The 25,045-nt window shown below is 73.9% G+C and carries 17 protein-coding genes; 6 read left to right on the top strand and 11 right to left on the bottom strand.

Translation table 11 applies throughout. From position 1 onward, the window contains the following. Window positions 1-124: 124 nt before the first annotated feature. The 6 genes from ACFV4N_RS03970 to ACFV4N_RS03945 form a co-directional block, all read right to left on the bottom strand. Window positions 125-3,175: a glycohydrolase toxin TNT-related protein gene (locus tag ACFV4N_RS03970; RefSeq protein ID WP_499670989.1), complete on the bottom strand. Its 3,051-nt coding sequence runs from the start codon at window positions 3,173-3,175 to the stop codon at window positions 125-127. A gap of 72 nt (window positions 3,176-3,247) precedes the next feature. Further along, window positions 3,248-4,783, bottom strand: coding sequence for a TNT domain-containing protein (locus ACFV4N_RS03965; protein ID WP_499670988.1), 1,536 nt, complete (start codon window positions 4,781-4,783; stop codon window positions 3,248-3,250). Next, window positions 4,780-5,250 (bottom strand): hypothetical protein, encoded by a 471-nt coding sequence (locus ACFV4N_RS03960; protein ID WP_499670987.1) that lies wholly within the window; start codon window positions 5,248-5,250, stop codon window positions 4,780-4,782. The genes ACFV4N_RS03965 and ACFV4N_RS03960 overlap by 4 nt, the downstream gene beginning before the upstream one ends. Then, window positions 5,213-11,338, bottom strand: coding sequence for a WXG100-like domain-containing protein (locus ACFV4N_RS03955; protein WP_499670986.1), 6,126 nt, complete (start codon window positions 11,336-11,338; stop codon window positions 5,213-5,215). Before ACFV4N_RS03955 ends, ACFV4N_RS03960 begins: the two co-directional genes overlap by 38 nt. A gap of 10 nt (window positions 11,339-11,348) precedes the next feature. Continuing rightward, window positions 11,349-11,660 (bottom strand): WXG100 family type VII secretion target, encoded by a 312-nt coding sequence (locus ACFV4N_RS03950; RefSeq protein WP_499670985.1) that lies wholly within the window; start codon window positions 11,658-11,660, stop codon window positions 11,349-11,351. Further along, window positions 11,657-12,154, bottom strand: a complete 498-nt coding sequence (locus ACFV4N_RS03945; protein ID WP_499670984.1) for a YbaB/EbfC family nucleoid-associated protein — start codon at window positions 12,152-12,154, stop codon at window positions 11,657-11,659. Before ACFV4N_RS03945 ends, ACFV4N_RS03950 begins: the two co-directional genes overlap by 4 nt. A 109-nt stretch (window positions 12,155-12,263) precedes the next feature. Between ACFV4N_RS03945 and ACFV4N_RS03940 the strand changes: the two genes are divergently transcribed. From ACFV4N_RS03940 to ACFV4N_RS03925, 4 genes are read left to right on the top strand one after another with little or no spacing between them, the layout of a single operon-like run. Next, on the top strand, window positions 12,264-13,472 hold the full coding sequence (locus ACFV4N_RS03940; protein ID WP_499670983.1) for an MFS transporter: 1,209 nt from the start codon (window positions 12,264-12,266) through the stop codon (window positions 13,470-13,472). Then, window positions 13,465-14,394, top strand: coding sequence for a DMT family transporter (locus ACFV4N_RS03935; protein WP_499670982.1), 930 nt, complete (start codon window positions 13,465-13,467; stop codon window positions 14,392-14,394). The genes ACFV4N_RS03940 and ACFV4N_RS03935 overlap by 8 nt, the downstream gene beginning before the upstream one ends. A gap of 16 nt (window positions 14,395-14,410) precedes the next feature. Further along, a complete protein-coding gene (locus tag ACFV4N_RS03930; protein WP_499670981.1) occupies window positions 14,411-15,268 on the top strand; it encodes a bifunctional methylenetetrahydrofolate dehydrogenase/methenyltetrahydrofolate cyclohydrolase in 858 nt (285 codons plus the stop codon). Window positions 15,269-15,290: 22 nt separating this feature from the next. Continuing rightward, the gene (locus ACFV4N_RS03925) at window positions 15,291-15,587 is read left to right on the top strand and encodes a DUF3017 domain-containing protein (RefSeq protein ID WP_499670995.1); all 297 of its coding nucleotides are present in this window, start codon (window positions 15,291-15,293) and stop codon (window positions 15,585-15,587) included. A 173-nt stretch (window positions 15,588-15,760) separates the two neighbouring features. Here ACFV4N_RS03925 and ACFV4N_RS03920 read toward each other — a convergent pair whose 3' ends face one another. Beyond that, window positions 15,761-16,330, bottom strand: a complete 570-nt coding sequence (locus tag ACFV4N_RS03920) for a TetR/AcrR family transcriptional regulator (RefSeq protein WP_499670980.1) — start codon at window positions 16,328-16,330, stop codon at window positions 15,761-15,763. Between the two features lie 90 nt (window positions 16,331-16,420). On the opposite strand from ACFV4N_RS03920, the gene ACFV4N_RS03915 reads away from it, so the two are divergent. Together ACFV4N_RS03915 and ACFV4N_RS03910 are read left to right on the top strand one after the other, a co-directional pair. After that, complete coding sequence (locus ACFV4N_RS03915) at window positions 16,421-16,987, top strand: dihydrofolate reductase family protein (protein WP_499670979.1); 567 nt, start codon at window positions 16,421-16,423, stop codon at window positions 16,985-16,987. A 612-nt stretch (window positions 16,988-17,599) separates the two neighbouring features. Then, window positions 17,600-18,040, top strand: coding sequence for a hypothetical protein (locus tag ACFV4N_RS03910; protein WP_499670978.1), 441 nt, complete (start codon window positions 17,600-17,602; stop codon window positions 18,038-18,040). 127 nt (window positions 18,041-18,167) lie between these two features. Here ACFV4N_RS03910 and ACFV4N_RS03905 read toward each other — a convergent pair whose 3' ends face one another. The 4 genes from ACFV4N_RS03905 to imuA' form a co-directional block, all read right to left on the bottom strand. Next, on the bottom strand, window positions 18,168-21,464 hold the full coding sequence (locus ACFV4N_RS03905) for an error-prone DNA polymerase (protein WP_499670977.1): 3,297 nt from the start codon (window positions 21,462-21,464) through the stop codon (window positions 18,168-18,170). Continuing rightward, on the bottom strand, window positions 21,464-21,682 hold the full coding sequence (locus ACFV4N_RS03900; RefSeq protein ID WP_499670976.1) for a hypothetical protein: 219 nt from the start codon (window positions 21,680-21,682) through the stop codon (window positions 21,464-21,466). Before ACFV4N_RS03900 ends, ACFV4N_RS03905 begins: the two co-directional genes overlap by 1 nt. Beyond that, entirely contained in the window at window positions 21,682-23,247 is a 1,566-nt protein-coding gene (locus ACFV4N_RS03895) for a DNA polymerase Y family protein (protein ID WP_499670975.1), read from the bottom strand. Before ACFV4N_RS03895 ends, ACFV4N_RS03900 begins: the two co-directional genes overlap by 1 nt. A gap of 87 nt (window positions 23,248-23,334) precedes the next feature. After that, a complete protein-coding gene (imuA', locus tag ACFV4N_RS03890) occupies window positions 23,335-24,633 on the bottom strand; it encodes a DnaE2-dependent mutagenesis accessory factor ImuA' (protein WP_499670974.1) in 1,299 nt (432 codons plus the stop codon). Window positions 24,634-25,045: the final 412 nt, after the last annotated feature.

Raw genomic sequence — 25,045 nt, 5'->3', positions numbered from 1 at the left:
CGACACGCGATGTCCGACTGGACGACACGCCGGGCTTCGCGCGTGTCCTCCGGTCGGACACCGCGAGTCGTACGTTCAGGTCGGGTGAGTCGTACGTCCGGGACACCCGAGTTGTGCGTTCGGGTCAGTGGAGCGGGGCCTCCTGGTTGGCCACCTCGACCAGGACGCCGTCGGCGATCATGTCGTCGACCGCCTTGGGCAGCAGGTACGCGGTGCCGCCGCCCGGCTGCTCGAACCACGGCACGGCCACGCCGGTCAGCACCTCGACCGGGCGGCGCAGCCGGTACACCCGGTACGGCCGGTTCACCCACGACGGGACGAGCGAGCGCTGCGGGAACGGGGTGCCGGCCGCGTAGACCAGGTTGCCCGTGCCGTCGCCGAAGCGGTCGACCTCCACGCCCGCGGGCAGCTCGACCATCTTCTTGTGCCGGAACAGGGTGAGCGGCGGTTCGCCGTTCATCGGGTTGATCGGCCACGAGCGCGTCGGCTTGCCCTCCGGCTGCTGCGCGGCGGCGGGCTGGGCCGGCGGCTCGACCTGCGGGCGCGGCACGGGCGGCCCGGGACGACGCGGCGGCTCCTCCCGGAACCCGTTGTTCATCGGCGGCCGCGGGCGCTGCTGGGGCGGCATCGGCGGTGGGGGCGGCGGCAGCGGGTTCGGGCGCGGCGCGCGGCGGTGGGTGAGGACCAGCTTGCCGACCAGGTAGGCGGCGGCGTCCTCGACGCGGTCGAAGCGGACCGGGTTGGTGGGGCCGTGGTCGAACCACGACACCTCCCAGTCCTGGCCCTCGGTGCGCAGCAGCCACGTGCGGTCGGCGGGCTCGCCGCCGAACCGGTACGCGGCGGGCGGCACGTCCAGCTCGTCGAGCGCGCGGCGGATGCCGGCCAGCTCACGCTCCTCCTCCGGCGTGACCTGGCGGGGCTCGACCACGGCGGGGGGCGGAGGTGGCGGGGTGGGCGTCGCCTCGCGGAACGGCTGAGCGGGTGGGGACGAGGGTGGAGGCGGGGGTGCGGACGCGGGTGCGGGTGCGGGGGTGGGCCCGGACGCGGGGCCGACCTCGGCGAACCGGTCAGGCCGGTCGGACCGGTCGGACCGGTCGGGCGACTGAGCCGTGAACTGGTCAGCCGGCTGAGCCGTGAACTGGTCCGGGGACGGAGCGGCGAACTGGTCCGGCGGCTGGGGGGCGAACTGGTCCGGGGTCGGGACGGCGAAGCGGTCCGAGTCCTGCGCGGCGAACCGGTCGCGTTCCCGGTCCGCGAACTGGTCCGGGGCTTCGGTGGCGAAGCGGTCCGGCTCCTGCGCGGCGAACTGGTCGGGCGCCGGGGTGGCGAAGCGGTCCGAGTCCTGCGACGTGAACTGCTCCGGCGCCGGGACGGCGAAGCGGTCCGAGTCCTGCGCGGCGAACCGGTCCTGCTGCTCCCGGTCCGCGAACGGCGGCTCCTGGGTCGTGAACTGGCCCGGCGACGGGTCGGGGGCCTGGTCCGCGAACCTGTCCTGCTCCTGCGCGGCGAAGCGGTCCGGCTCGTCGGGGAAGCGGTCGCGGGACTGGTCGGCGAACTCGTCCGCCTCCTGCGCCGCGAAGCGGTCCGGCTCCGGCTCCGCGAACCGGTCGTCGGTGAACCGCTCGACCTCCTGGGTCGCGAACCGGTCCGCGTCCTGCTCCGCGTGCGGGGCGGGCGAGGTCTCGGCGAACCGACCGGGCTGCTCCTCGGCGCGCTCGTCGAAGTCACGCCGGTCGGCGGGCGGTGCGCCCGGCTCGTCGAACGGCTCGTCGTCGTGCTCGGCGCGGCCCCGGTCGTACAGCTCCTGGTCGACCTCGAACTCGGCCGTCACCTCGTCGGGCGCGGGGGCGGGCGCCTCGGCCACCGGCTCGTCCGCCGGGTCCTCGCGCACGGAGGACTCACGCACGGAGGACTCACGCACGGAGGACTCATGCACAGGGGCCTCGCGCACGGAGGACTCACGCGCGGGGGACTCGGCGGGCGCCGCCTCGACCTCGGCGGCCTTCCCGGTCCGCACGGGCTCCGGCTCCTCCTCCGAGAACGGGCTCCACGCCTGCGTGTCGCCCGACTCCCGCTCGTACTGGGCGGGCGCGAACAGGTCCATGCCCTCCACGTACGACTCGCGCCGGTACCGGTCGTCGATGACCGGGCCGTCCTCCTCGAACCGCACCCGGTACGGCGGCCCCTCCTGCCCGTACTCGATCGGCTCCGACTTCGCGTCGGCCCGGTCCGCCGCCTCCTCGCCCCCGGCCCGGCCGCCCGGCTCGGTCGGCAGCTCCGGCAGCGCCGCCACGACCGTCGCGCCCACCTCGGCAGGCTCCGGCGGCTCGGCCACCGGCAGCGCGGTGCCCTGCGGCGCGGCCGGCGCGCCCAGGTTGGCCGCGGCGGCGACGCGCGCCTCCTCGGTCACCTCCGGCAGCACGAAGTCCTGCGCCTTGGCCCGCTCCACCAGCTCCGGCTCCGGCGGCACGCCGTAGGCGCGCAGGTAGTAGCCGACCGCGGCGGGCCAGATCCAGTGCCCGTCGGTCTGGAACGCCACCGGCACCACCTGCGGCGCGTCCGGGTTCAGCACGTCCGCGTCGAACCCGCGCCCCACCACCGCGACCGGCGCCCGGTCCAGGTAGCTCAGCAGCAGGTCGCGGTCGTCGTCGGCCACCGGCGGGCGGTTCACCGACGGCCGGCCGCCGGGACCCGCGCCGTCGAACACGCGGGCCGTCCGGAACGCGCGCGGCGGCGGTGGCGGCGCCTGCTGGAGCCTGCGGCGCAGCCAGTCGGGCACGTTCTCGTCCGTGCGCGGGAAGAACCGCATCTCGTCCAGGTACGCCTGGGGCGGCGGCGGGGTCTGCCACGACGGCTCGTTGCGGTCGAAGTCCAGGTTGTAGCTGGACGGGTGGTCCAGCTGGTAGCGGGCGTTGGACCAGCTCCCGCGACCCTCCCGGTACATGCCCGCGCGCAGCCGCGCGAACAGGTTCGCCACCTCCTGAGGCGGTGACCACGCGCGCAGGTTGCCGTCGGTCGACCGGACCTCGGCGGTCAACTCCGAGTACCGACCGGTCGCGCGGTACTCCGCCGTCACGTGGCGCCACTCCTCGGGAGCGGCCCGCATCAGCGTGAGGCCGATCTGCTTGACCAGCGCATCCTGCTCGGTCGGGTTCAGCGGCTTCAGCTCGGACACGTGCACCATCTTCCCCCGCGACTCACCGTGCCCGCACGGCACCCCGCTGGGCCGAACGGACCAATGCGCGCGCTAGGCCCTCGGCGGCGGTGGCTGGGTGGTCACCTCCGGCACCTCGACCAGGCTCCCGTCGGCCAGCAGGTCGGCCACCGACGAGGCGAGGAAGTACCCCGTGCCGCCGCCGGCCTGCCCGAACCACGGCACCGCGACACCCATCAGCGCGGCCACCGGCTTCTGCACCCGGTACACGTGGTAGCGGCGGTTCAGCCAATCCGGTGGCAACGACCGGTTGCCGAACATGGTGCCCGCCGCGTAGACGAGGTTGCCGGACTCCGAGCCGAACCGGTCCACCTCCGCGCCCGCCGTCAGCACCACGGGCTCGCGGTCGCGGAACAGCGACAGCGGCGGTTCGTCGGGCAGCGGCTGGATGTCGGGCACCGGCCGCACCGCCTCGGGCCGGGCGGCCTGCCCGGCGGCTCGCGCCTGGTCCAGGTCCGGGCGCCACAGCAGCTCGGCCAGCAGCACCTTCGCCGCGTCCACGGCGTGCTCGTACACGCGCGGCCTGCCGCTCGGGCCGCGGCCGCCGTCCCAGAACTGCACCTGCCAGCCCGACCGGCCGGGCGCGGGTTCGAGCACCAGCGCGTCCGGCTTCGGTTCGACGATGCCGTACTCGTGCTCGCCGACGCCGAAGTGGTCGAGGCGGGCCTTGAGCTGCTCCAACGCCCGCCGGTCGGCCTCGGAGACCTCACGCGGCCGGTACTCGGGCAGCTCCGCGCCCGGCTGCTGCCCGGTGGCCACCGCGGTCGCGGCGCGCTCGGCCTCCGGTGACACCTCGGGCACGGTGAAGTCGTTGTCGCGGAGGTGCTGCACGAGCTGCGGCACGGGCGGCACGTGGTGGTGGCGCAGGTAGTACGCCACCGCGCCGGGCCACACCCACCTGCCGTCGGTGTGGAAGGACAGCGGCACGGCGGGCGTCGCGTCCGGCCGGAACACGTCCCGGCCGTAGGAGCGGGCGGCCAGCACGACCGGCGCGCCCTCCAGGTAGGCCAGCACGTCGTCCAGCTCCTGCGGGTGCACGGCGGGCCGGTCGCGCACGACGCCCTCGGTCCCGTCGAACACGGGCGCGGCGAAGATCAGCCCGGGGTCGATCTGCGCGACGTCGACCCGGGCGGGCTCGGCCAGGCCCGCGCGTTCCCGCAGCCACCCGGGCAGCGCGTCGTCGTCGCGCGGGTAGGTCCTCAGCTCCTCCAGGTGGTGCTCGCGGGAGGGCGGCCGGGTCCAGTCCGGCTCGTGGTCCCGGTCGAACTCCGCCGAGTACGTGTCCGGGTGCACCAGGTGGAACTTCATCGAGAACCACGTGCCCCGGCCCGGCCGCGCCATGCCGTCGCGCAGCTGCACGAAGAACGGCAGCGCCTCCGCCGGCAGCTCCCACGCGAACGACGAGCCGTACATGGTCAGCCCGGAGACCTCCGCCTCCACGTGGCCGCCGACCATCCGGAAGTCCACCCACAGCTGCTCCCAGTCACCCGGCAGGCGCTGCACGAGCAGGGTGGTGACCGAGCCGAGGATCGCGTTCTGGTCCTCGACGTCCAACTGCGGGGCGGTCATGCGTTCTGCTCCTCGGTGCTCGCCTCGACGAGCTTGGCGCGCAGCCAGTCGGGCGTGTAGGCGTCGTCGCGGGGGAAGACCTGGAGGTCCCGGGCGAAGTCGGCGGCCGGGACCGGCGGGTCGAACAGCGGGTCGTGGTCGAAGTTGTAGGTGATGTCGATGCGGACCGGCGCGTTGACCACGCACCGGGCCGAGAACCACGTGCCGCGACCCGGCTGGTGCAGCACCTGGCGCATCTCCTGGAACGCCGCGGTCAGCCCCTCCGGCGGGAACACCTCGGGGGTGGTCCGGTCCGGCATGTACACCGTCATCGCCACGTCCTGCACGGCCACCGTCATCCGCACCAGCACGTCGATCCGCCGGAACCCCTCCGGAGCAGCGTCCAGCAGCAGGCCGCCGATGTGCTGGAGCAGCTCGTCGTGGCGCTGCTCAGAAGTCGGCCGGCCAGAGGGCTGCGTTGTGCTCATTCGGGTAGCTCCTGACGTAGATCTCGGTCGTGCCGTCGTCGAGCGTCACGCGCCAGCGGGTCTGGTACGTGTGCGGGTGCCGCTGGAGGGGGTCACGCAGTGCGAACGTGTCGATGATCTCGACCGTACCGCCGGACTTCATGAACGCCGCGCGGTCCCGTTCCATGCGGTGCCAGGTCTCCTCCGTGACGAACGCCGGGCGCTCGTTGCCCTGGTTCTGGTCGCGCTGCTGGCTCGACTGGTTGGCCGCCTCGCCGGGCCCGCCGGTCTCGTTGCCCTGGTGGTGGCCGCCGTCGGACAGCTTGCGGCCGTTCGAGTCCACCTCGCCGTGGGTGCCGACCTCCAGCTGCGCGGCGTTGTCCCGGCGGATCGCGCCGCCCGAGGACAGGTCCGGTCTGCCGGTCGTGGCGACCGTCTCGCCGTCGCCGTTGGTGCGGCCCCGCCACGCGTCGCCGTCCGCGACCAGCACCGCGTTGGGCAGCGGGTTGTTCAGGTCGGGGCTGAACGGGCGGAACGTGTGGATGTGCGAGGTGGCGCCGTCGGCGCCGGTCTGGAAGGTGCCGTAGCCCTGGCCCTTGTGGTCGTCCAGCACGAACCGGGTGTTGGGCGGCAGGTCCGCGCGCGCCGAGAACGGGTTCTTGTTGTCGTACGGGCGCAGCGCGGAGTCGCGCTGCTGCTGCGTCCAGCCGCTGGTGTCGCCGCTGACGACCGCCACCGAGTACTGCCACTCGCCGTTGACCCTGGTGCGCTCCACGGCGAGCCGGACCTCGCCGTTGGCCGGGGCGGGCCACGCCTGGGCCGGCTGCTCGGCCTTGCCCAGGCCGTAGAAGCCGTCGGAGGTGATCTGCGCGTGCGCCGGGGCCTGCGTGATCTCGTTGTTCACCCGGCTGCGCTGGCCGGAGTGGGTGTCCTCGAACACGACGTGGCCGGACTCGTCGGTGAGGAACCGGCCCCGGTGCTGGCCGTGCTCGTCGGAGACGACGTACTCGGTGCTCGGGTCGTGCAGCTGGCCGGGCGTGCTGAACGGCTCGCCCTGCCGGAGGTCGGTGACCGGGGCCTGCCTGGTCGTGGTCGGCTCGGTGCGCTCGACGGCGACCTGCGGGTGGCCGTTCGCGTCGGTGGTGAACTCCTGGTGCAGCGGGCCGCGGTCGACGTTGTAGTTCACGCCGCGGCCGTCGCCCGTCACCTCGGGGTTGCGGGTGCCGTCGGCCAGGTGGTCCGGTGCCTCGACCCACCTGGGCAGGCCCGCGGCGTCGGTCTGGACCGTGCCCCGGTAGGCGCCGTCGGTGCCGTAGACCTCCAGGCGCGTGTCCGGCGGCAGGTCGGTGCGGGCGGTGAACGCCTCGCCCGGCTTCGGCGACAGCGGGTGGTTCGCGTCGACGACCTGGCGGCCGTTGGCGGGCACGGGGACCGGCTCGATCGGCACGGCGCGCTCGATCGGGACGACCCGGTCGCCGATCCTGACGGTGTCCTGGGTGGTGGCCCGCGTGCCGTCCGGGTTGGCCACGAACACGTCGTGCCGGTGGCCGACCTCGACGCGGTAGTGGGCGTTCGGCGCGGGGTGCTTGACCTCGGGGTTGTCGCCGTGGCGGGTGTTGGGCGCGATCGCGTCCACGTGGACCCGGCCGTCCGCGTCGACGTGGATCGTGGTGCGCGGCGCGCCGTCCTCGCCCAGGACCGTGATCCTGGTGTTCGGCGGCAGGTCCTGGCCGCTGCGGAAGTACGACTCGTCGTCGCGCAGGCGGACCTCGCGCTCGTGCGCGGTCTGCGGCGCCTCCCACGGCTGCTGGACCTGCGGCTCGATGTCCTGGCGGCCCCGGTGGGCCTGGTCGTCGCCCGCCAGGTCGCCCTTGGGCTCGTGGCCCGGCGGCATGCCGTGCTCGCCGACCGGGGTGGAGGTGCCGTCGGGCTCGAACGCGTGCCAGCCGCCGTCCGGCGGGATCTTCGGCCCGCCGGTCTCGGTGGGCGAGCTGGCGTAGACGTTGCCGTGCCGGTCGGACCACGCGAGGGTGTCCGGCGCGATGACGCGCTGACCGGTCTCGCGGGCGACGTGCGCGGCGAGGCTGCCGTCCCCGCCCGCGCCCGCGTCGCAGCCGACGAACACGAGCGGCCTGCCCGCCAGGTCCGGGTGGTTGCTGATCAGCTCGACCAGCTCGGCGCGGGTGTAGTGGGTGTCGCCGATACGGACGCCGTCGCCGTCGGTGTGGACGTCGAGGACCACGTGGTCGTCGCTGCCCGGGATGCGGCCGGACAGGTCGCGCAGCCGGTCCTCGGTGTGCAGGGCGACGCCCGCGTCGGTGACCTGGCTGTTGCGGATGGCCTGGTCGACGCGCTGGGACACCTCGCCGAGCGGGATCGGGCCCTGGTGGGCGACGGGGCCCAGGTCCGGGTTCGGCACTCCGGTCGGCGGGTCGGCCGGTGTGTGGTCGTCGAACGCGCCGTCCCGGGCGTCGGCCACCGTGGCGGTGTCGGGCCGGACGACGTTGCCGTCGCGGTCGAACGTGCCGAAGTCGGGTGCGAGCACGCGCCCGTCCGCCGGCGGCACGTCGACCTCGTGCAGGATGCCCAGGTCGATCAGTCGCTGGACGCTCATCCTGCCCGTGTTCGGGTCGACGAGGTCCGGGGTGGCGACGGGCTGGAGCTGCCGCGCGCCGCCGTCCTGGTCGAACGCCGGGGCGACCCGGGACAGCTCGACGGTGAGCGGGGCGTCCAGGACGTAGACGTGGTAGCCCTTGCCGAGGCTGTCCGGCATGATCGCGCGCTCGCCGAAGCCGTACGCCTGGCCGTCCGGGCGCAGCGGCGAGAGGAAGTCCCCGCCGGGGTGGCCGAACCGGTCGAGCACGGTGCCCGCGGGCAGCTCGACGACCACGCGCGGGCCGTCCGCGCCCTGGTTCGGCGGCCAGTCGATGCTGCCGTCGGGCTTGGAGTGCGCCTGCTTGAAGTCCTCGTAGTTCCCGTGGGGGCCGTAGGGCTGGTAGTCGGGTTCCACGAGGGCGGCGGCGCGCTGGTCGTAGGTGCCGACGGACTGGTCCGCGGGGCCCGTGCTGTCGTGGACCGAGTGGTAGGGGCCGTCGTGGGAGTAGCCCGGGACGACGCCCGCCGGTTGGCCCCAGGTGTTCTTGTTGGGGAACGGGTCGGTGGCGGGGGCCGGGTCGGCGGTGCCCGTGGCCGTGGCCGGGTCGGTGGGCGTGGTGTCGGTGGGCGTGGTGTCCGTGGGCCACTCGTGGCTGGAGGCCGGGGAGTGCTCGTCACCGGGGTCGCCGACGAGGTCGGCGGGACCGTCGGGCGCGGTGCCGTCGGGGTTCGTGCCGTCGGTGTTCGGGCCGTCCGCAGGTGCCGGGCCGTCGGTCGGCGCGGGACCGTCGGTCGGCGCGGGACCGTCGGTCGGCGCGGGACCGTCAACGGGCGGGGTGGGCCCGTCCGTGCCGCGGGAGGCGGGCGCCGGGCCGTCCGAGGCCGGCGCGGGAGCCGGGGTGTCCGTGCCCCGGTGCGCGGGACCGTCGGCGCGCGGCGGGGCAGCCGGCGCGTCCGGGCGCGGAGGGGCCGCCGGACCGGCGTCGGCACGGGGCGAGACCGGGCGCGACGTGGGTTCCGGGGCGCGGGTCGGCTCCGGGGTGCGGGCCGGCGAGGCGCCGTCAGGGCGGACCGGCGAGGCGGGTTGCTGACCGGTCGGCCCGAAGCCACCCGGCTGCTGCGCCCCGTAGCCGGGCTGAGGTCCAAAACCACCGGGCTGAGGCCCGAAACCACCCGATTGCGGCGGAATCGGGGACTGGGCGGCCGGCGGCTGGACCGGACCGCGCTGCTCGGGCAGGGACGTCGGCGCGACGTCCCGGAACGGCTGGGTGGGCGCGCCGGTCAGCGAACTGGCGCTGACCGCGTCCGTCCCGCCGACGTCGTGGCTGCCGCCGGAGGCGGAGTCGTCGAAGTACCCGCCGGAGACCGGCGCGACAGGACCACGCCCGCCACCGCCACCGCCACCACCTGCGGGAACCCCGCCAGGAGGAGGCGCGAACGCCCCGGCGCCACCGGCCATCGGCGCACCGGAACCGGGCGCGGCGCCGGTCGAGGGAGCAGGTCCGCCGGTCGCGGGAGCCGCGTTCCCGGTCGGAGGCGCTGCCGGGGCGGCACCGGTGGTGGGTGCGGCACCGGGCGTGGGGCCACCGGTCGGCACCGGACCAGTGGGGGGAACTCCCCCGGCAGGCATTCCGGCACCGGGCACTCCGCCAGGCGTCGAGCCGCCGGGCACAGGGCCGCCCGCACCAGGAGTCACGCCGCCCGGAGTCGCCCCACCAGGAGCAGAGCCGGCCGGAGCAGAACCGACCGGCGTCGAACCGCCAGGAGTCGAACCGGCAGGAGCAGAGCCGGCCGGCGTCGCCCCACCAGGCGTCGAACCGTTCGCCGTCGAGCCACCAGGGGTCGAGCCGCTGAGGGCGGAGCCGCCAAGGGCCGGGCCGCCCGCCGCGGGTCCACCGGGCGTCGCCCCACCCGAGGGCGCGCCACCGGAAGGCGTCCTACCACCGGTTTCCCCACCAGCAGTCGAGCCACCGGGAGCCGCCCCACCAGGCGTGGAACCACCAGCAGTCGACCCACCCGGAGTCGAGCCGCCAGGCGTGGGACCACCGATCACCGACCCACCAGCCGCAGGCCCACCGATCACCGGCCCACCAGGCCGCGCCCCAGGCCCCCCGGGCGTCCCGGCCCCGCCCTGACCAGGCGTGAAAGCCGACCCACCGGGCACCGACCCACCGGCCGGCACCCCACCGGGCGTCCGACCCGCGGTCCCACCGGGAGCAGGCGCGGCACCGCCGGGCACTCCGCCACCGGGCACCCCGCCACCGGGGATCCCACCACCGGCGGGCGCCCCGCCACCGAGCCGACTGCCGATCGAGGAAGCACCGCCCCCACCGGGCGAGGTCGGCACCGAAGCACCACCGGACCGCCCACCGGGCGCCCCGCTGAACGCCGAGGGCGAAGCCGGAGCACCCCCGCCGGGAGAGGAGTCGCCGAGCGAGGGCGGCGCGCCCACCACCGGACCGGGCGCGGGCGGCGCCGCGACCGAGGAGGACGTCGTCGTCCCACCGGGCAACCGGTCCAACCCGTCCTGGGGCACCGAGGGCCCACCGGGCGCCGCGGCGGGCGACCCGGGCGTCGGCCCACCGGCCGCGGGACCGCCCACGGAGGGCGGCGGCGGCACCGGTCCCAGGTTCGGCGGCCCGCCGTCCGGACCACCGGCGGTCACCCGCGGCGGCTCGACCGACAGCCCGTCCCTGGCCCCGCCGATCCCGCCGGACACGGCGCCGGCGGACGCGCCCATCAGCACGTCCCGCGCGGAGATGTCCTGTCCGAGCACGGCGGCCGTGCCGACCGTGGACACCATGCCCTCGACCGCACCGCGGCCGGCGCCGGCGGCGATCTGCCCCGGCAGCCCGCCGCCTTCGAGCTTCAGGCCGCCGGACACGCCGCCGACCAGGCCGGACACCACACCGGAAACGGCCGCCTCGGTCGTCTTGCCCCAGTCCCACGACGTCCGGTCGCCGCGCGCCACCTGCACGAGCTGGATCGCCGCGTCGATGCCGACCGAGATCGCGACTTCCCGCAGGATCGCCAGGACGAGCTGCCGGAACGTGAACTGCACGACCAGCCGGGTGGCCTGCTGCGCGATGGGGATGCCCGCGGTCGTCGCGCCGAACGTGCCGAACGCCGCGGCGATCAGCGCGGCGATCTCGATCGCCAGCGCGATCAGCGACGCGATGATCGACAGCTTGGTGTACTCCACCTCCAGCGCGGTGTTGTCGCAGCTCTCCGCCAGCTGCTCGCAGATCTTCGCCAGCTTCGGCAGGTAGGAGTCGTCCCCGCCGGAGAACTTCCGCCAGTACTCCTCGAACCGCTGGACCGCCTCGCCGGTCTGGCTGGCGTACACCGTCGACGCGGCGCCGTTGCCCTCGTCGATGACGGCCTTCACGCCCTGCGCGGCGGTCCGGTAGGCATCGGCCATGCGCCTCAGCGCATCCTCGTCGCCCTCCGGCCAGCTCTGCCCGACCACGATCGGGAAGAGCCAGGTGACCTCGCCCGGGATCTCGATGCCCACCCAGTCCCCCTCAGTAGACCCGGGAAATCCCGGTCGCGTTGCCCTGGTCGGAGCCCTCGTACGCGTCGGCGGACTGCGCCACGCCCGTGCCGATGTCGCCCAGGGCCTGCGCGAGCGCCCCGAACGCCTCCAGCGTCGCCTGCGAGTTGGGCACGTACTTCTGCGCGAACGCCTGCCCGGACTCGTCACCGCCCCAGCACTGGCCCTCGGCCCGCAGCGCCGAGTTCAGCGCCTGGAGCACGTCGTTCAGCGAGTCACCCGCCCCGCCGAACTGGGCGGCGCCGCGACGCAAACCGGGGACATCGACGTCGTACCCGCTCACCAGCCACTCCTGTCCATGACGCTGTTGCCGTCGTCCTCGTCGGGCGCGGGCCAGCGTTTCGGCTCCCGGTCCTGCGGCACGACGGGCGGCTTGGGGATGAGGTCCGAGAGCGACGGCACGCCGGGCAGCATCTCGGACAGGTCGATGCTCGGTCCCTGCTGAGCGGGGGCCAGCACTTCGTTCAGCTCGGTCCGCGCCTTGGCGACGGCCTGCGACACGGTTTCGGTGGTGAGCCGGGCCAGCCGGTCGGGGGTGGTGCGGTCGAACGCGTTCGCCGAGAACTCCAGCTTGGTCAGCGCGCCCGCCGAGTCGACCGTGGCGCGCACCGAACCGTCCGGGGAGGCCGCGGTCGCCGTGATCGCCATGGCCCGCTCCTGCGTCTCGCGCAGCTCGGAGGTCTTCTTGCGCAACTCGCCCAGGAGGGAGTCCACCTGCTCGCGCATGGCGGCGTTGCGCGCCTCCAGCTCAGCTCGTCGCCCGGTCGGATCGGTCACAGCTGTCCCCTCGTGTGCAGCGTGCAGAGGTGCTGACGCTAACGGAGCCCTGCGGGTTCCACGGATATTCCGTCCGTGTTGTCGGCGGCAGGGGGCAGAGTGTGTCACCGTGCTGCGTCCGTACCGAGAACTCGCCGGGGTACCGCACCTGCCGTGGCTGCTGCTGTGGTCGCTGGTGGGTCGCCTGCACCTGACGGCGACGCCGCTGGCCGTGTCCTTCCTGATAGCCGGCTGGACCGGGTCGTACGCGCTCGCGGGCGTCGTCGGCGCCGCCCTGACGCTCGGCATCGGGGTGGCGGGGCCGCTGCGCGGACGTGCGGCAGACCGAAGTCCGGCCGGTCGGCTGCTGCTGGTGACCGCCTCCGGTTACGGCGTCGGCATCGCGGTGCTCGGCCTGCTGCCGGGGGTGCTGCCCGGCCCGGCGTGGCCGGTGGCGGCGGCCGTCGCGTTCCTGACCGGCCTGTTCACCCCTCCGGTGACGGCGATGACCCGGGCCGCCTTCCCGCGCCTGGCCACCGGCGGCGCGCGGCAGGCGGTGTTCACGGTCGAGGCGTCCCTGCAGGAGGTCATGTACATCGTGGGCCCGGCGCTGGCCGCGGTCGTGGTGGCGGTGTGGGACCCGCGGGCCGCGCTGTGGCTGTGCGGTGCGCTGGCGGTGCTGGGCGCGCTCGGGTTCGGCGCGGCGGTGCGCCGGGCGGGACTGGACGAGCCGGTGGCGCGGGAGTCGGTGCCCGGCGGTCGGACGCTGCTGGTGAACGCACCGCTGGTGTTGGCGCTGGCGAGCGCGCTGTGCATGGTCGCGTCGATGGTGGCGATCGACCTGGTGATCATCGCCTGGGCCCGTGACCGGGGTTCGCCGGGACTGGCCGGGGTGCTCGCGGCGGTGTGGGGCGTCGGCTCGGTGGCCGGCGGGCTCATCGCGGGCGGGTTGAGCGGGCAGGCCCGGTACGCGCGGCGGGTGCTGCTGCTGGCGCTGGGCGTGGCGCCCCTGGTGCTGGTGCTGCCGCCGGTGCTGGAGCCGTCGTCGCCGTGGTTGGTCGGCCTGGTGCTGGGGGTCGGCGGCATGGCGATCGCCCCGGCCATCGCGGCGGGCAACGAGCGGATCAGCGACCTCGCGCCGGACGAGCGGAAGACCGAGGCGTTCGGCTGGATGACCACGTTCACCACGGCGGGCTCGGCGCTGGCGCTGCCGCTGGCGGGGTCGCTGCTCGACCACTCCGGACCGGCCGCGGCGGCCGGCGCGAGCACGGCGGCGGCGCTGCTGGCCGCGGTGCTCGCGAGCCGGGTGCGGGGACGGAGCGCTGTTCCGGTTGGGTGAGCGGGTTCGACTGGTCGGTGCGCTGGTCTCGTTCGTCGGCGGGGCGTTCCTGGCCCTGCAGGGCAGGTTGAACGGCGAGCTGGGGCACGTGTTCGAGGACGGGTTCCTGGCCGCGCTGGTGTCGTTCGGGGGCGGGCTGGCGCTGTTGCTGCTGTTCGTGCCGACGACGGCCGCCGGGCGGGCCGGGCTGGCCCGGCTGCGGGACGCGCTGCGCGGCGGGCGGATCCGCTGGTGGCAGTGCGTCGGCGGGGCGTGCGGCGCGTTCTTCGTGTCCACGCAGGGGTTGACGGTCGCGGCGCTGGGCGTGGCCGTGTTCACCGTGGCCGCGGTCGCCGCGCAGGCGGTGAGCAGCCTGCTGGTGGACCGGGCGGGGATGGGCCCGGCCGGCCGGGTGCCGTTGACCGGGCCGCGCGTGCTGGGCGCCGCGCTGGCCGTGGTGGCGGTCGGGGTGGCGGTGTCGGACGAGCTCGGCGACCCGGCCGCGCTGTGGCTGGCCCTGCTGCCCGCGCTGGCCGGGATCGGCCTGGGCTGGCAGAGCGCGGTGAACGGGCTGGTCCGCGAGGCGGCGGGCAGCACGCGGGTGACCACGCTGGTCAACTTCGGCACCGGCACGGCGGTGCTGCTGGTGGTGTGCGCGGTGGACGTGGCGGTGCGCGGGCTGCCCGACGCCGCGCCCGCCGAGCCCTGGTTCTACGCGGGCGGCGCGCTGGGCATCTTCACCATCGGCTCGGCCGTGCTCGCGGTGCGGTGGCTGGGCGTGCTGCTGGTCGGGCTGTGCCAGGTGGCGGGCCAGCTCGTCGGCGCGCTCGCGGTGGACGTGATCGCACCGGCCGCGGGCGAGCGGCTGTCCGCCTGGACCGTGGTCGGCACGGTGTTGACGCTGCTTGCGGTGGTGGTCGCCGCGCTGCCCGGCCGGCGGTGATGAGAGGATGAGGCACGTGACTGCGACGATCCTCAACGGCAGGGCCACCAGGGACGCGATCTTCGAGGACCTGCGCGCGCGGGTCGCCGCGCTGGGCGAGCGCGGTGTCCCGGTCGGGCTGGCCACCGTGCTGGTCGGCGACGACCCCGGCTCGCACTCGTACGTGCGCGGCAAGCACAAGGCGTGCGAGCAGGTCGGCATCACCTCGATCCGCCGCGACCTGCCCGCGGACACCACGCAGGAACAGCTCGAACAGGTCATCGACGAGCTCAACGCCGACCCGGCGTGCACCGCGTACATCGTGCAGCTGCCGCTGCCGAAGCACCTGGACGCGAACGCGATCCTGGAGCGCATCGACCCGCGCAAGGACGGCGACGGCCTGCACCCGGTCAACCTGGGCAAGCTCGTGCTCGGCGACGAGGCGCCGCTGCCCGCCACGCCGCGCGGCGTGGTGGAGCTGCTGCGCCGCTACGACGTGCCGCTGGCGGGCGCGAACGTGACCGTGGTCGGTCGCGGCGTGACGGTCGGCCGGCCCATCGGCCTGCTGCTGACCCGCCGTTCCGAGAACGCCACGGTGACGCTGTGCCACACCGGCACCAAGGACCTGGCCGCCGAGGTGCGGCGGGCGGACATCGTGGTCGCGGGCGCGGGCAGCCCGGGCCTGATCACGGCGGACATGGTCAAGCCGGGCGCGGCCGTCGTGGACGTCGGCATCACCCGCACGGACGCCGGCCTGGTCGGCGATGTTCACCCGGACGTGGCGGAAGTGGCCGGGTTCCTCGCACCGATCCCGGGTGGCGCGGGCCCGATGACCATCGCCATGCTGTTGACCAACACGGTCGAGGCGGCCGAGCGCGACCTCGCGACGGCCTAGGGGCGGAGAAGCGGTGGAGCTGTTGCCGGAGCAGCGCTGGCGGTCGGCGGCGGGCAGGCACCTGCCGTTCGCGCTGGTGCTGGGTGTGGCCGGGTTGGGTTTCCTGCGGATCGTGCAGTACCACTGGCGGCAGGGCGCGGTGCTGATCGGTGTCGCGCTGCTGGTCGCGGCGCTGCTGCGGGTGCTGGTGACCGACGAGCAGGCCGGTCTGATCGCGATCCGGGGGCGCAGCGTGGACGCGCTGCTGTACTCCGGGCTGGGCTTCGCGGTCATCGCCGTGGCGATGACGATCATCGGCGGACCACTGGACCGCTACTAGCGCCCACCGCGAGCACCACCCCGGCGCTCCCCCACTCCCGGCAGTCCCTCGTTCCGGTAGCCCTCTCAGCGCCGCCCTCTCAGCGCCGCCCTCTCAGCGCCGCCCTCTCAGCGCCGTGCCCGGTCCACGGCGCCGCGCCCCGCCCACGGCGCCATGCCCGGCCCACGGCGCCGTCACTTGCCGGTGCGTTCGACCAGCGCGGTGATCAGGTCGGTCACCTGGTCCTCGGGTAGCACCTCCGGCAGGGTCAGCCGCTCCACCATCAGACCGGTCATCGCCAGGTACAGCGACACCACCGTGGTCCGGTCCCCCGGCAGCCCCGCGTCCAGGTGGAACCGGACGTCCCGCTCCAGGCTCTCGCTGATCGTCCTCGTCAGCGCGGCTTGCAGCTCAGGGCGCCTGGTCGCCTCCAACCGCAGCTCCAGCAGCGCGAGGTAACCGGTCCGGTCGGCCTGGAGCCGGCCCAGCATCTCCTGGAGCAGGCGGACCACCAGGCTCTTGTCCGGCGGGTCCGACATCGTCTCGGCCAACCTGATCGCGTCCGGGGTCAACCGGACGTGGATGTGCTCGCCGACCTGCCGCAACAGGTCGTCGCGGTTCGCGAAGTAGTTCGAGGCGGTGCCGTTCGGGACGCCCGCCTCCGCGTCCACCGCCCGGAACGTCAGCCCCCTCGCGCCCTCGCGCGCCAGCACCTCGATGGCCGCGTTCACCAGCGCCATTCGCCTGGTCGGGTTACTCGACATATCCCTCCCTTGACAACCACTACAAACAGAGTACTACAGTCGAAGCACTACAACCAGAGTGGTTCCACCACCGAATCGAGGAGAAGCACCATGCGAACCCTGACCTACTTCATCGCCACCTCCCTCGACGGCTTCATCGCCGACCAGACCGGAGGCGTCGACGACTTCCTGTTCGAGGGCGACCACATGACCGCGCTCTTCGAGGAGTACCCCGACGCCCTGCCCGCCCAGGCCCGGGAGGCGATGGGCATCGACGCGCCCAACAAGAACTTCGACACGATCCTGATGGGCCGGGCCACCTACCAGGTACCAGGAGGGCTACCGAGCCCGTACCCACACCTGAGGCAGTACGTGGCGTCGAACAGGCTCATCTCGACCCCGCCCGACGTAGAGGTGGTGGCGGACCCCCTGGCCGCGGTCCGCGACCTGAAGTCGGAGCCCGGCCTGGGCATCTGGCTGTGCGGCGGGGGAAGGCTGGCCGCCACCCTCCTGCCGGAGATCGACGAACTGGTGCTGAAGATCCACCCGATCGTGTTGGGCAAGGGCATCCCGCTGTTCGCCGGCGACTCCCCCACGGCCCGCTTCACCAAGGCGTCGACGAGAACCTTCGACACGGGCGTCGTGTTCACGACGTACACCAGGGAAGAGAACGCATGAACCGACCGACCACACCCGCCTGACCCACACCCGCCTGACCAACACCTCGCCGCCCACGCCAACCGGTTTCCACCAACCTGTCCCAGCCCAACCTCGCCTGCCCCAACCAGCCCGCCCGGCCAGCGCGGCCAGGGACAGGTGCGGGCGCGGGCCTCGGCGTCGGACAGCACGTCCAGGGACAGATGTCGAATTCCGTGCCCGATGATCCGCTCAACCAACCGGTCTACCGTCACGGCCCGCCCGACGTCGACCGCGAGCACGGCCAGGACACACCGCTGCTTGAGTGTGCCCAAACCCATCGACAGCCCGTCGACCTCGCCCCTCACTTCTCCCAGCAGGCGCAACACCACGGCATCCCCACGTTCGGCAGTGACTCCGCCATCAGGCTCAGCGGTCCGAGCTGCGCCCTGCAGGAATCTTGCAAGGAGTTCACACAGTCGACCGCATATCTTGGAGCCAGTCCACGACAAATTGGAACCGGAGGCTATCGGCACCGGAGAACGTCACGGCGCTACGCCCAGTGCCGCGCCTCGCTCCGAGGCGCAGCCCGAATGCCAAGCGCCGACCCGATCCGTCAACCCGATCCGCCGGTCCGATCGAGGAGTTATGACGATGCGCAAACTGCACATGCGTAAATTCAGAGGTGTGGTAGCGGTTGGAGTTACCGCGCTCGCGGCGCTCAGCGGTGCGCTCGCGGCCGTGCCCGCGGGTGCGGCACAAGGGGACGACGTCGGCGCCCTCCACTGGTACTGCGGGAGGGCCGCGCCGGCAGATGCCGACACCACCAACCACCACTGGGTCAAACGAGAGCATTCACCGACGTACATGCGCATCGGCTCCAGCACGCGATGCGCGACGAACGGGGGGATGGCCTTATACCTCGAGTCGCTCGACTACCACTGCTGGGCCCTGGACATCAACGGATCCGACACCTGGACGTACGTCCAGAACGCTGATGCCCCGAGCGAGCAGGGCTGGATCAACGACGATTACCTCAACGACGGCGGATCCACGGTGCGCTGCACCGGAGATGCGGCATTCGTCGGCCAATAGCTCTCGTTGCGCCACCAAGGGTGAAGCGAACACCGGTGGCACGACTCCTGCCGGCAGCCTTTCATTCCAACGAGGATCGGCAGTCGATTTCGAGCCCCCACACCGGCAACGGGGCGCCAACCACCAGTCACCGGAAGTCGCGAGAGCGGGAGGGGATGCGCAGGTCCAGTTGTTGCAAGCGTTCGGCGCGGATGCTGATGACGCCTTCCGCCGACTCCACCACACCCCGGACGAGCAGCGCGGGGCTCATCCGGGCGACCCGGCGGTAGCGGGCCCACAGGCCCGGGGTGCACACGACGTTGACCATGCCGGTCTCGTCCTCGATGTTGAGGAACGTGACGCCGCCCGCGGTGGCCGGGCGCTGGCGGTGCGTCACGGCGCCTCCGACCAGGACCCTGGTGCCGTTCGGGACCCCGGCCAGGTCGGCGGTGGCCAGGGCGCCGAGGCCGGTCAGGCGGTCGCGCACGAACTCGGTCGGGAAGCTGCTCGGGGACAGGCCCATCGCCCAGACGTCGGCGACGGCCAGTTCCACCTCGTCCATGCCGGGCAGGGGTGGGGCCTCCGTGCCGACGGCGGTGCCGGGCAGCCGGTCGGGGCGGATCTTCGCGACGGCTCCCGCCGCCCACAGGGCCGCTCGCCGGTCCAGGCCGAAGCAGCCGAACGCGCCCGCGGTGGCCAGGGCCTCGACCTGGGCGGTGGTCAGGTGGACGCGGGCGCCGAAGTCCGCCATGTCACGGAACGGGCCCGACTCCCGTTCCGCGACAACGGCTTCGGCGACCTCGGGGCCGATGGTCCGGATGCCGGCGAGGCCGATGCGCACCGCCTGCTCGCCGTCCACCGGTTCGAGGGTGGCGTGCGGGAGGCTCGCGTTGACGTCGGGGCCGAGCACCCGCACGCCGTGGCGGCGGGCGTCGGCGACCAGTGATTGAGGGGAGTAGAAGCCCATGGGCTGAGCACGGAGCAGGGCCGCGCAGAAGGCGGCCGGGTGGTGGAGCTTGAACCAGGAGCTGACGAACACGAGGTGCGCGAAGCTGAGCGCGTGGCTCTCCGGGAAGCCGAAGTTGGCGAACGCCAACAGCTTCGCGTAGATCCGCTCGGCCGCCTCCGCACCGACGCCGTTGGCCTTGGCGCCCCGGTGGAAGCGCTCGCGGAGGCGTTCCATGCGGTACGTGGAGCGCTTGGCGCCCATGGCGCGCCGCAGTTCGTCGGCCTCGGCGGGGCTGAAGTCGGCCACGTCGACGGCGATCTGCATGAGCTGTTCCTGGAACAGCGGCACGCCGAGGGTCTTCTTGAGCGCGCCTTCCAGCAGCGGGTGGTCGTAGTCCCACTCCTCCTGCCCGTTGCGGCGGCGGATGTAGGGGTGCACCGACCCGCCCTGGATGGGACCGGGTCGGATCAGGGCGACCTCGACCACCAGGTCGTAGAACTCCTTCGGCTTGAGCCGGGGCAGGGTGGCCATCTGGGCGCGGCTCTCCACCTGGAACACCCCGACGGAGTCGGCGCGCCGCAGCATCTCGTAGACGCGCCCGTCCCGCAGGTCGAGGTTGCCGATGTCCACCTCCACGCCCTCGTGCTCGCGCACCAGGTCGATGGCGTGACGCAGGGCCGACAGCATGCCGAGGCCGAGCAGGTCGAACTTCACCAACCCGATGGAGGCGCAATCGTCCTTGTCCCACTGGAGCACCGTGCGGTCGGCCATCCGGCCCCGCTCGACCGGGCACACCTCACTGACCGGCCGGTCGCAGATGACCATGCCGCCGGAGTGGATGCCCAGGTGGCGCGGGACCCCCTCCAGTTGCGCGGCCAGCTCCAGCACCGGGCGCGGGATGCCGCCCTCCTCCACCGCGGACCGCAGCGGGCCCCAGCGGTCGATCCGCTTGCTCCACGCGTCCTGCTGGCCGGTGGAGCAGCCGAGCGCCCGCGCCACGTCGCGGATCGCCGACCGGCCCCGGTAGGTGATGACGTTCGCGACCTGGGCGGCGTGCCGGCGGCCGTACTTGCGGTAGACGTACTGGATGGCCTCCTCGCGGCGGTCCGACTCGATGTCGAGGTCGATGTCGGGCGGCCCGTCGCGGGCGGGGGCCAGGAAGCGCTCGAAGAGGAGGTCGTAGCGGACGGCGTCGACGTTGGTGATGCCCAGCGCGTAGCAGACGGCGGAGTTCGCGGCCGAGCCCCGGCCCTGGCAGAGGATGCCGTTGCGGCGGCAGAAGTCGACGATGTCGTGCACGACGAGGAAGTAGCCGGGGAAGCCCAACTCCTCGATGATCCTCAGCTCGTGCTCGAGCTGCCGGTACGCCCTGGGGTTCTCGCCGATCGACCGGTAGCGGTGGGCGGCGCCCGCGTAGGTCAGCTCGCGCAGGTGGCTGTTCTCGTCGTGACCGGCCGGCACGTCGAACGGAGGCAGTCGCGGGGCGATGAGGCGCAGGTCGAACTGGCACTGGAGGCCGAGCACGGCCGCGCGGTGCACGGCGCCCGGGAACCGGGCGAACCGGCGGGCCATCTCCTGCCCCGACCGCAGGTACGCGGTGCGGCCGGGAGGCAGCCAACCGGTCAGCTCGTCCAGGCTGCGCCGCGCCCGCACGGCCGCCATGGCCGCGGCCAGCCGACCGCGCGCGGGCACGGCGTAGTGGACGGCGTTCGTCGCCACGGTCGGCAGACCCAGGTCGTGGGCCATCGCCCACAGCAGGTCGTTGCGCGGGCCGTCCTCGGGGTAGCCGTGGTCGGTCAGCTCGACGAACACCCGGTCCGCGCCGTACCGGTCGACCAGGTCGCGCAGCCGCGCGAACGCCGCCTCGGGCCCTTCGCGCGCCAACGCCCGGCGCACCGCGCCCTTGCGGCAGCCGGTGAGCACGACGCAGTCGTCCCGGGTGTCGGCGACGACCTGCTCCGGGTCGTAGACCGGCCGGCCCTTCTCGCCGCCGTCCGCGAGCTGGCCGGTGGTGATCGTGCGGCACAGCGCGTGGTAGCCGTCGCGGTTGGCCGCCAGCAGCAGCAGGTGCTCGCCCCCCGGGTCGGGTTGACCGCTCCGCGGCGCGGACAGCCCGACGCCCAGCTCGGCGCCGAACACCGTGCGCACGCCCAGCTCCTTCGCCGCCTCGGCGAAGCGCACCACGCCGTACACGCCGTCGTGGTCGGTCAGCGCGAGGCCGTCGAGGTCGAGCTGGTGCGCCGCCTCCACCAGTTCCTCCGGGTGGCTCGCGCCGTCGAGGAAGCTGAAGTTGGAGTGGCAGTGCAGCTCGACGTAGGGCACGCGCGAGCGGGTCGCGCCCAGCTCGTCGACCTTGACCGCGAGGTCGGGCGGCGCCTCGTAGCGCTCACGTCGGCGCGTCCACGCGGGGCTGTCGCCGCCGTCGGTCGGCCGGGGTTCGCCGGACAGCGCGCGTTCCAGCCCGGCCCACCGGACCGGCGGGTTGTTCCACCCCATCAGACCAGGTCGTCCGGCGCCCGCCGGGGCAGGGGGACCAGCGGGAACGCCCGTTCGGCCGATGACCGCGCGGACCGGGGCGGGACGTGCGGCGGCGTCCGGCCGGAGTTCGCCGGGTACGCCGGTCCGCCGCGCTGCTCTGGCACGGCGAACCACCCCGGCCAGTCGGCCGGCCCCCGGTCGACCCGACCGTCCGGTTCGGGAAAGTCAGCGCCCATCAGTCGTACACCCCTTCCACCGCCCACTTCCCGCCGGTGCGGATCAGCAGGAACGCCAGCTCTTCACCGTCCGGCGCGGCACCGAGGACCTGGAGCCGCGCCGCGCGCAGCGCCGTCGCCTCGTCCCACCAGCGCTCGTCCACCGGCCACGGCCCCGACCACGCCACGACCTGCCGCGCCCGCCCGGCGTGCACGATCCGGTGCGGCTCGACGACCAGCTCGGCGTAGCCGGTGACCACGACGTCCGCGCCCGAGGAGTCCAGCAGCGCCACCGGTTCGGGCTCGGTGAACACCGTCGCCGGCGACGGCGCGGGCAGCTGCCCCGGCCACGGCCGGTCCGGGTCGAACGCGGGCGTGCGCTCATCGCCCCACGGCACCAGCCGCACCCGCTCACCCGGTCCGCACCCGCCACCGAGCACCGGCGTGAGCACGGCGCCCGGCCCGAGCAGGCCCTGGACGTGCACCATCGCCCGCGCCGCGCGTTCAGCGGCCTCACCCCGGTCCCGACCCGCGCCCGGCCACAGGCCGAGCTGGAGGGCCGCGCCGTCGACGACCTCCTCCGGGTCGAGCTGGAGCAGGCTGACACCGGACTCGAACCGGTTGCGCGTGAGCCAGCCGTCGAGCTGCCAGCGCACCCGGTCCGCGATGCCCTGCGGGGTGAGCGGGTCGGCGCAACGCCACACCCGGCACAGCTCCTCGCCGTCCTCGGTGGTGGCCCGGATGGCGAGGCGCGTGCAGGCCTGGCCGCGGTCCGCGAGCCGGGCGTGCAGGCTCTCGGCGAGCCCCCTGGCCGCGAACGCCGCCACGTCGACCCGGTCGACGGGCGGGTCGAGCACCCGGGCGACGCCCAGCTCGGGCAGCGGCCGACGCCGCGCCGGCGGCCGCTCCTCCCGACCTGCGGCCAACCGGTGCGCCAGCACGCCCCGATGCCCGAAGCGGTTGGCGACATCGCGCTCGGGCAGGGCGGCGAACGCGCCGAGCGTGCGCAACCCGAGCCGGCGCAACAGGTCCACCAGCTCCGCCCGGTCCTCTCGGTGGTCGGCGGGCTGGTCGAGTTCGTGGATGCCCAGTGGCGCCAGGAACTCCCGGGTCCCGCCAGGCGGCACGACCACACCGCGGTGCGCCGCGAGGGTCGCCGCGAACACCCCGTCCGCGAACCCGACCTGAACCTCGACCCCGGCGCGCACGGCAACCTGGTCGACGATCCGCTCAGCGGCCCGCTCCGCAGAACCGCAGTACCCGACCGGCCCCCGCGCCCCGACCACGACCAGTCCCGGCCGCACCACCTCGACACCGGGCGCCAACCCCTCCACCGCCTCCGCGACCGGTTCGAAGAGCCGGGCGTCGCGCGCCTCGTCGTGGTCGAAGACGACCAACTCGGGACACCGCCCCTGGGCCGCGCGCACGCGCAACCCCCGCCGCACCCCCTCGGCCCGAGCGACCGCGGAACAGGCGACGACCTCACCCGACCGCACAACGGCGGCGGGCACGTGCGGCAGCAGAGCGGCTTCGGCGGAAGCAGCCACCACCGGCCAATCAGGACACCAGACGGCGAGCGTGTACAACGGTTCACCCCTGACGGTCGGTTCAAGGCTGGGAGAGGGAGAAGGAAGAGAAGGGAGAGAGGAGAGGGAAAGGAGGGAGGTGGCTGGTTATGACGCTGTTGCGGGCACCGGAGCCGAGACCAAGGTCAGAGCCCGGCCCCGAACCCGAACAGGGGCCGGGGCCGGGGCCGGAACTGAGAGCAGAGCCCGAACCCGAACCGAGGTCGGGGCCGAGGGCGGAGCCAGGGCCGGAACTGAGGTCAGAGCCCGAGCCGGGGCCGGGACCGGGGCCGGGTGCGTAGCCGCGGCCGGAACGGGGGTCAGAGTCCGAGCCAGGACTGGGGTCAGAGTCCGAGCCAAGGCTGGGGTTGGAATCCGAGCCAGGGCTGGGGTTGGGGTTGATCCGCGCCGGATCGGAGTTGTGGCCAGGGCTAGGGATGAGCCTGTCGGCAGGATGCGCATTAGGCCGGGGGTCGAGGGCGGTGCTTCAGGACGAGGGCGAGGTCGAGGACGCACCGGAGGTGCTTGGGCTGGGTGTGGTGCCGAGGTCTTGGCGGAGTTGGGCTCGCCGAGGCTGGGCGTGCCAGGGATAGACGTGCCAGAGCTGGGCTTGCCGGAGATAGGCGCACCAGGGGTGGGCGTGCCAAGGCTGGGCGGGCCGGGGCTCGACGCACCAGGGCTCGACGCACCAGGGCTCGGCGCACCAGGGCTCGGCGCACCAGGGCTCGGCGCATCAGGGCTCGGCGTGCCAAGGCTTGGTGCGCCGGGGCTTGGTGTTCCAGGACTCGGCGTGCCGGAGAGGAGCAGGCGGGTTTGTCTTGGTCGGGCGGCTGCGCCTCGGCCTGTTGCGCGCACCGTGGCGGTTCGGCTGGTCAGCACGCCGTGGCCTCGTGCGAGGCCCGTCCACCGGTCCGGGGTGGCGCTCAGCTCCACGTCCGCGCCCGGCCACGGGGTGGCGAACGGCAGCAGCACCGCTTTGCGGTTCCTGGCCCTCGCCGAGAGCTTGCGGGCCGTGGCGCCGGTGACCGGGGTGGCCACCGAGACCAGGTCGAAGCCGTCCAGCAGGGCGGCTACCGTCTTCTCGACCTCGCTCCGATCCCTCCCAGGACGAGGGACCAGGGCGAGTCGGTGGACAGCCACCCCCGACTCGGCCGCCGCGAGCACCCCGCATCCCGGCAGGCCGACCACGGCTGCCCAACAACCTTCCGCTGTCGCCGCAGCCATCAGCGTGAGCAGCAACGATGTCGTCCCGCGCACCGACACCGTGCTGCCCCGCCTCAGGCCGCCCCACGGGAGGAGCTCTGCCAGTTCCCCGCGAACTGGCAGAGCTTGGACCGGTGCCGCGGTCAACTCGCTTGCCGCGCCTACCCCGAGCGCGGACAGCGTCGCCGTTGCCGACCTGGACACCCGCCCCTCCTCCCACTGATCCGCGCGCACCCCTGTGCGCGGACCGCCGTGGGAAGTTCGGCGACCTGTCTGTCGAACATGTGTTCGAACGACGTTGTGATCATATCGCGGGGTGACCACCTGGTGTCAATGCCCACGATCGAGTGGTCGGCGTACTTTTCGCGCCTGTCGAGCTGATGCGCCCGGGAGCGGGGATACCCCGACGGTCAGCGACAAACCTTGGTGGGGAAGGAAGAACACCCCGATCCGAGCAACGGGCAGCAAGGTCTACAGCGGCAGGGCGGCAAGGGCAGAGCGGCAAGGGCAGAGCGCAAGGGTAAGCGGCGGAGGCAGGGCAGCAGGGCTGCGGGCAACTGGAGGGCGGAGTGCCTCGAAGCGCCTCAACGCCTGCAAAGCAAAACAGCTCCCCCGC

Origin of the sequence: Actinosynnema sp. NPDC059797 (assembly GCF_042732085.1) — a bacterium.
Taxonomy (GTDB): domain Bacteria; phylum Actinomycetota; class Actinomycetes; order Mycobacteriales; family Pseudonocardiaceae; genus Actinosynnema.
This window is presented reverse-complemented; position numbering and strand designations above follow the sequence as displayed.